At 36.9% G+C, this 7,134-nt stretch carries 7 protein-coding genes and 6 pseudogenes; 2 read left to right on the forward strand and 11 right to left on the reverse strand.

Annotated features, from left to right (window positions below; all coding sequences use genetic code 11):
• Positions 1–35: 35 nt before the first annotated feature.
• The gene (locus BTA30_RS24015) at positions 36–170 is read left to right on the forward strand and encodes a hypothetical protein (protein WP_094777373.1); all 135 of its coding nucleotides are present in this window, start codon (positions 36–38) and stop codon (positions 168–170) included.
• Here BTA30_RS24015 and yodN read toward each other — a convergent pair.
• From yodN to BTA30_RS21415, 4 genes and pseudogenes are all read right to left on the reverse strand, one after another.
• Complete coding sequence (gene yodN, locus BTA30_RS21400; RefSeq protein WP_076763941.1) at positions 163–843, reverse strand: germination protein YodN; 681 nt, start codon at positions 841–843, stop codon at positions 163–165. The genes BTA30_RS24015 and yodN overlap by 8 nt on opposite strands.
• Positions 844–1,013: 170 nt before the next feature.
• Positions 1,014–1,235, reverse strand: coding sequence for a YozE family protein (locus tag BTA30_RS21405; RefSeq protein WP_076763962.1), 222 nt, complete (start codon positions 1,233–1,235; stop codon positions 1,014–1,016).
• Positions 1,236–1,338: 103 nt separating this feature from the next.
• Positions 1,339–1,620, reverse strand: coding sequence for a YokU family protein (locus BTA30_RS21410; RefSeq protein ID WP_076763943.1), 282 nt, complete (start codon positions 1,618–1,620; stop codon positions 1,339–1,341).
• Positions 1,617–2,048, reverse strand: a pseudogene (locus BTA30_RS21415) (lysine 2,3-aminomutase); the annotation flags it as partial. The pseudogene BTA30_RS21415 and the gene BTA30_RS21410, both read right to left, overlap by 4 nt.
• 205 nt (positions 2,049–2,253) lie before the next feature.
• Between BTA30_RS21415 and BTA30_RS21420 the strand changes: the two are divergent.
• Complete coding sequence (locus BTA30_RS21420; protein ID WP_076763964.1) at positions 2,254–2,766, forward strand: DUF3231 family protein; 513 nt, start codon at positions 2,254–2,256, stop codon at positions 2,764–2,766.
• A gap of 181 nt (positions 2,767–2,947) precedes the next feature.
• Here the strand turns inward: BTA30_RS21420 and BTA30_RS21425 are convergent.
• From BTA30_RS21425 to BTA30_RS21455, 7 genes and pseudogenes are all read right to left on the reverse strand, one after another.
• Positions 2,948–3,512, reverse strand: a pseudogene (locus BTA30_RS21425) (PDDEXK family nuclease).
• 11 nt (positions 3,513–3,523) lie between these two features.
• Positions 3,524–4,021, reverse strand: a pseudogene (locus tag BTA30_RS21430) (thymidylate synthase); the annotation flags it as partial.
• Positions 4,022–4,148: 127 nt separating this feature from the next.
• Positions 4,149–4,463 (reverse strand): annotated as a pseudogene (locus BTA30_RS21435) (hypothetical protein); the annotation flags it as partial.
• Positions 4,464–4,868: 405 nt separating this feature from the next.
• On the reverse strand, positions 4,869–5,303 hold the full coding sequence (locus BTA30_RS21440) for a dUTP diphosphatase (protein WP_076763949.1): 435 nt from the start codon (positions 5,301–5,303) through the stop codon (positions 4,869–4,871).
• 34 nt (positions 5,304–5,337) lie between these two features.
• Positions 5,338–5,523, reverse strand: a pseudogene (locus BTA30_RS21445) (AAA family ATPase); the annotation flags it as partial.
• Positions 5,524–5,577: 54 nt separating this feature from the next.
• Positions 5,578–6,462, reverse strand: a pseudogene (locus tag BTA30_RS21450) (hypothetical protein).
• A 59-nt stretch (positions 6,463–6,521) separates the two neighbouring features.
• Positions 6,522–6,854: a hypothetical protein gene (locus BTA30_RS21455; protein ID WP_076763951.1), complete on the reverse strand. Its 333-nt coding sequence runs from the start codon at positions 6,852–6,854 to the stop codon at positions 6,522–6,524.
• Positions 6,855–7,134 lie beyond the last annotated feature (280 nt).

Raw genomic sequence — 7,134 nt, forward strand, 5'->3', positions numbered from 1 at the left:
GTTGTAACAAAACAAAGCCGGAAGGGGTAAAGAAAATGATCCAAAAAGTGATCGAAGCACTTGACGGGGACGGTTTCGACCTGATGTTGGAAAGGGTATTGAAAGCGATGTTCGGAATCATTTTGTTCGGCTGTTTTCCTTACTTTTTATACTTGGTGTTTTTCAGCTGAAATATTCTTTCAGACTGTTTAAAACAAATTCCATCATTTCCTTATATTCCGCATCGTGAAACATTTCATATAATACTTTGTAATCGTTATAGATATCCAGCAGTTCATCCACCACAGCAACTGCCACTTCACGCTCATGTTCTTGTTCCTCTGGATCGCCTGCAAATGGCAGAAATACCTTTTCTGTAATCGGTTCATCAAGTTCCTGTCCAGCTTCGCCGACATAATGGACAAAGAGAAGCTGATGAACAAACTGATCCATTTCGTATGTTCTGAGCACAAGGGTCAAATCTTCTTCTTCTGTCTCAAGCCATTCTCCGTCTTTCAAACGGGTCAGTTCATAAATGATGTCTTCCCAGCCGTCATCTACATATCTCCAGATTTCCGTTCTGTGTCCGGTGATTTTAAACAATTCTTTACCGTAATCTTTTACATACACGACATCCCCGATTAAAAATTCATATTCGATATCAAGCTTTTCCGTATCGACGATAACCCCGTCATAATCTTTATAAAGCTCTAAAGAAGACTCAAAATAAAGAACTTCATTTTGATTCACTTCATAAAGAAAATGCTTATCGATTTTATGAACTTTCGTAATCGTTCCGACCGTTCCGTACATGACGACGACGACAACATCCCCGACTTTATATTTAGGCGCATTTGGCTTCATTTTGATTCCCCCTTGCCTTAACACTTCCGTCTTACGCTTATCGTATGCACTAGGCTGTCAATTCGCATGGGCAAGGATACAGCGCATTGGTGAGTTTTCCGAAAAACCTAGAAGTGCGAGGGGCGCGCAGCTCAAGTAAGAAAGCCGCAGCTCTTATGTCTGCGGCTTTCTTATTGCTTTGTTTCCGATATATATTTTTCCCAAGCCTCATCAAATGTCGTCATTGACGATAAATAATCTCCATTGAGTTCAAGATACGAACTGATTTCATCGTAATGATTTGATGTTTTCGGAAATCCGTGATCAAGATAGGCGTGATTGGCAAATTCGTTGATCGCGTCTTTCGGCTTTGGATGGCGGTGTTTCATTAAATAATGATAAAAAGATTTCACGGTTTCCCCTCCTGTCCTCTTTTGATGTATTATTATACAGCCCGCCGGGAAAATTACAAACAAAATCGCTTTGCCCATGCAAAAAGCCGGCCAAAAGCCGGCTTCATGAAGAGAAATCAAAGTAATTGCGCTTGAGGATCCGCTCTGTTTTCATCAGGGTGTCGAACGATACAGACAACGGCAGTTTTTTCGTATCGATCAGAAGGAGCTGGTTTTCAATCTCTTCGATGACGGCGTCTTCCTGATACACCATCCCGCAGCTACGGCATTTGACTGCAGGAGTATCGGTAATTTCAATCGCTTTCATTCCGTCAGGAAGCTCCCAATAAACGGTTGTCTGCTCGTGCTCAGCTTTTACTTCCTCGCACCAGTCGCACCTGTTCATTGCGTTTGCCCCTCAGCTTCGCTGTCTTTTTTCTGCTGAGCGAGAAATTTCTTTTCTTTTAATTCATCCCGCTTGGCCCGCCGGCTTTTCAATGTTTCATGATCAGGTCTGTCGGAATAGCTTTCCCTTCTTTTTAAGCGGGCTAAGCCTTCAGGTGTATAGGACGTGCTTTGATCTTCAAATATCGCTGAGATTCCGATCTGCTCTTTTTCTTTCATCACTTCAGGATAGATTTCGGCGAAATAATCATCGGCTCTGCCCGGCACATAGTTCTCAGGCTCGGGATATGACGAAATGACGCCTTCAAAATTGCGGAGCACGACTTTATCAGGACTTTGCGAAATCAGATAGTTTGGCTGAATGGCGATTTTCCCGCCCCCGCCAGGCGCGTCAACGACAAAGGTCGGAACTGCGTTTTTTATTTCATGTAAAAGATGTGTTTACCATCTGTAAGCTATTTTAATAATATACAACTTTATCTGCATAGGAAAAATTGTATGTTCCTTTTGAGTGTTTACCTTTTTCTTTCTAAATGAGAATAAGACTTACTTCCTTTGCAAATACTTTGCTTGTTACTTAATTGCAAGGAGAAAGTATTTTATGTATTTTACAAAAGCGATAAGGAGTGTTTTAATGGGAATCTTAAGTGGAAATCCAACTGATGAACCGATGCACTATGGTGAAGTTTTTGGTGCATGGTCATTTCTTACAACTGCTAAAGGATTGGTTGCATGTTATCAAACACAGTTGAATCATGCTGGTGATGGAGACCTGCAAAAATTACTTGAAGAAGCCATTCAGGGAGGACAGCAAGAAATTAAACAAATTGAAGCTTTATTAAAACAAAATGGTATCGGTTTACCCCCAACTCCTCCTGAACGTCCTAAAGCATGTTTAGACGATATTCCAACTGGAGCACGTTTTCAAGACCCAGAAATATCTGCTTCTTTGTCTAAAGACATCGCTACAGGATTAGTTTCATGTAGTCAGATTATGGGTCAATCAATTCGAGAAGATATAGCTATGATGTTCGGGCAATTTCATGTTCAAAAAGCAGCGCTTGGAGCAAAAGTTCTTCGACTTAATAAAGAAAAAGGATGGTTAATCCCGCCACCATTACACCATAGTAAAGCTGAAGATTGTTAAATTGCCTCCCAATTTTTAAAGGAACAATGGATTTAATCCACTGTTCCTTTCAGTTTAAGTCTATAATATAAATTTATAAAAGCCTCGGCCATGAGATCATAGTTGGGTTCATTTTTAAAACTTAGAATGCAATTTGGGCTGCTTTCTCTTTCAAGTTCATACTTTACTCCAGGGAGATATTTCAATAAGCATCACCACCCTTTTTCAAAAGGGTATGCGATCTCAAACTTGTCTCATTACTATGTCGTTTTATAAGCTCATCACAGAGCTTGTTCAAATAATATGTATAATTGACTTTTTTCTTCATCCATCTGACTTCGGTTCCAATCTCTTCACAAATCTTGATCGGTATACTTGATTTATTCACTTTGTTCTTATATGTATGTTTTAACTGATTTTCAGCTATGTTTTATATGTAAGGAAATCATCAATATGTACAAAAAAACTTTGTTTTCAGGTTCCCTGAACTGAAACAGAAACCCAGGCATCACATAATCGAATTTGGATGCTTTTTTTAGGTATTTGATTTGTTGACTCTTTATAATTTTCTCGCTAAAAGAGAAGGACTTATTCTTTGTTGATTTCAACTCAACAGGAACCCTTTATAATGTAAGAAGCAATCATATTTATTCTTGGATACTGCCGCCCCTGGGGTTGACATCTTTTATTCTGTAGAAGAAGATCCTTTGGTCTTTTGCTGATTTTTCTACGTTTGCTTCAAATACTTTACCTTGATTGCTTGCCAATCAACCACTCCTCATACTTGTGCAATCATATGTTGCAGCAGTGCATATTGAGTTACATTGATGTTCCCTGCCACAAGATAATCTGAAGAACGTTGAACAAGAGTCATATTTAAGTATTCGCCATCATAATCCCACATTGTCAAAAAAGCATACGGATACAGTGTCATTCCACGAAGATCTTGGTGATTATACAAATTGGTGATCATTCGTCTCCTATATGGGTTGTTTTTTAGATCCCAAATCAACATGTCAATCTGATTGAAGTATCCTTCTTTGTATTGATGTTCATACTTCATTTGTCTTCCATAAGCTAAACCAAGATTCCCATCTTCATTAGCCCAGCTACGCCAATACTTAACTCCGTATTTTTCTTCTAGCAACTGTACATCGTTAGATTGATCTTGATAAATCCAAAGAATTTCTTTCAGTCCTGATTTGAAAGCTGTTGGCCGTAAAGTCGCAATAGGAAATTCTTCTTGCAAATTATACTCATTTAGAACCCCAAAGCATTTTAAAGTATATGCTGGCGTTTAGTCCGACCACTTAGTGCGAATTTTTTGCCCCTTATCTGATTTTCCTTCAAACAGCACTTTGTCTAAATTAGATTTCAAAACTGAATCTGCAGCATTTATGATGTTAGGCCTCTCCCTTCAACTCATTTATTAGTTCATTCATCTGCTCCCTAACACCATTCGTAACAGCCTCAGGAAGTTTTTTAATTCGATCATTGATCGTTTTGTTTCCTACATTGCGTATTTGTTCAGTCAAGTCTTTATAAGCCTCAAAAGCCAAGTCGCCTATTTCATTAAACTCCTCCTGGATTTTATGTAAGACATCGATATGCAGCTCATCTGACTCTTCAAATACAGTAAGTGTTTGTTCGAGTTTCTCAATCTTCTCTAAATGGTGCTTAATTTGCTTCGTTTTATTCATTTTGCACCTCCTCAATAATAGCGATAAAAGTCTTCTTTTATAGAGATGCTTATTTCATCGACATCTCAATCCTAAATGTGGTAAAATCGGTGACAGTGTTAAAACTATAAAAATATAAGAAGGGGAGGATTAAAATGTATATGAGTATTATTATTTTAGCATCCATGCTTTTATGGGGCGCATTAACCCATGAACTAAGTAAACCTTCAAAAAAGCAAAACAACCGAAAAATTGCATCTTTGATATCTTTAGGCTCTTTATCAACTTTAGTTATTACTATTTCGCTTTTTCAAAACCTCTCGTTTTAAAATTTGTTTATAACTAATCCTCCGTATTAAATTATTCATTTTTGATTACGATAAGTTATACCTTGGCCAACCTCCATGATTAATTTCCTTCAGAAAATCAACCAAGGTTCTTTATTTACTTAGTCTCAGTTGAGCCGTGTCCCCCACGGTTTTCATTGCCTAAAAGATCAACTTCAACTAATTCAATTGTAGGCATCTTCTTCATGATTCTAAATTGGCAAATCCGATCTCCTTTCTTAATTTCAGTGTCTCTCAACGCATAAGCCGGGAAGAACCAGAAATCGTCATCTCCTTTGTATGACTCGTCAATCACGCCCATTGAATTTGTCTGAATGACACCGAAATTTTTATATGTACTTGAACGAGGAACAACATGAGCTTCATACCCTTCAGGCAATTCCATCGCCACTCCGAGGGGAATTAATTTAAACTGATTCTTTGGAATAGATACATCTTCCGCAGCTCTCAGATCAACCCAATCACCCTGTTCGATTTTTGAAATTCGTGCTTGTGTTTCATCTACATATTTGATTTTGATTTGAAGTGTCATTTTTTCGATCTCCTTTTGTTTAGGTGTTTTTTTTAATTGGCATGAAAGGAACTCCAGCAATTGCGTTCAATCCTTTTTCAAATGGAAGATAAAGTGGTTTCTTCATTCTGGTGCTTTGTTTTGTTTTTCCTAAGTTGTTAGATCCGTACATCGTAATAACTTTTCCCTCAAGCCCTTTTGCTACTACAGAAATCTGAGGATTAAAAATGCCTAAAACCATTAACATAACTCCTTTTAAATAGTTTAATAGTGTTTTCTTAACTGCAATTAATTATTAGAATGGCAGATCATCTTTAGAGATTTGTTTAGAAGGACTTGTACTTGCTTTTCCTCCAAATCCCGTTTTCTTCTCATTTTTATTATTTTTTTGCTGTCGCTCTTCGTTTTCTCTAATTGAAGCTCTCTCTCAGTCAATGCTGCTTTAACTGCTTCAGCGTCATAAGCTGCTTTATCGTCTTCGTCACATGGCTCAAAGCCACCTGTAATTAAGAATTCGCGCTTTGTATTATATGTAATGTTTTCTTTGTCTTTCCCAAATGCCGATTCTTGAACTGTCACTTTCATTTCTTTAAAATTAATGATATTTCCGAATACCTTAACAGTGTTCCCCTTTTCATAATTGTTTTCTACATAGTCAGACCCCTCTTTTGTTACTGCAAATGTAAAGGGAATAATCTTTCCTCCATATAGAGGTATGTACCTTTCCAATAAAACTTTTCCCGTTTCTTCCCCTTTCACTTTTTCTTCTTTAACCCCTTTTACGAATAATTCAACTTCAAATTCTGCTCTCGGATTTTATTCTTCATCTGATTTTAGGCGGTTAACAAAGTTAGTGGACAATTGCGGAAACGACTTTAAATTGTCTTGGACACAGTATTCATTCAAATTTGTCAGCTTCTTCTTTATCATGAGTAGCTGCAGACTTATAGTCATTAATGATTGTTTTGTAACCTTTAGCAATCCCATTGTCTGAGCCGTCTTCTTTTTTATACTTTGACATTCCAGTGATAGTATGTACTTCGTTTGGAGCTGTTTCGATGTCTAGGTCAATATTTAGTCCTTCTCCACTTTTCCATTCATTGTGACGAACTTCTAGAAGAAATCCCTCTAAAAACACTTTGTTTTCTGCTTCACGCAATACTGTTTGTTTTTCTGACATTCAACGACTCTCCTAATTAACTCAATATACGCAAGGTTATTCTAGATCTCATATGTATGTTATCTGGCTGCACAATGCTTCCTGTAATACTTTATGTCTTTAATTCCTAAAGCTTTTGATAACTCTATGTATCTTTTCTTTGAAAATCTCGGTCTCTTAAGATTTACGACTTTAATCACCTTGCCATTTCTGACAGTGATGTGAAGATCATGATACATGTAAACCTTTGAAAAGATTCCACTTCTTAGAACTCGCTCCGGCGCTTCAGGTTGAACCAGCTTAACATTTCGTGTTAGCTTTACCCTTGCCTGTTCTGCCGTTATGCTCTTATTCCCTTTGACGCTTTCCCTGTAATAATTCAAAGCGTCGTTTATAACCTTTAGCATCTTCATTTTTTCACCTCTCTCTCAACGGGATGATTCAATTACATATTTTTAATTTGTATTTGTAAACACTAATTAAAAATATTTTTTAGTTTTTCAAAAAGATTATATTCTGTACCAAACTCATTTAGTTCTTTTTTATTTTGGAATATAGAAATTTTCTACCTAACTATGAGGAATTACAACCTCACTTTGTAACATTCTGTATATTTTTTGAATTTAAAAATTATAGTTTTCCATCTTTACTTACAAATGGGAATATTGTATTATATTTTTTGTGTTATTAAAT

Origin of the sequence: Bacillus swezeyi, assembly GCF_001969815.1 — a bacterium.
GTDB classification, from domain to species: Bacteria; Bacillota; Bacilli; order Bacillales; family Bacillaceae; genus Bacillus; species Bacillus swezeyi.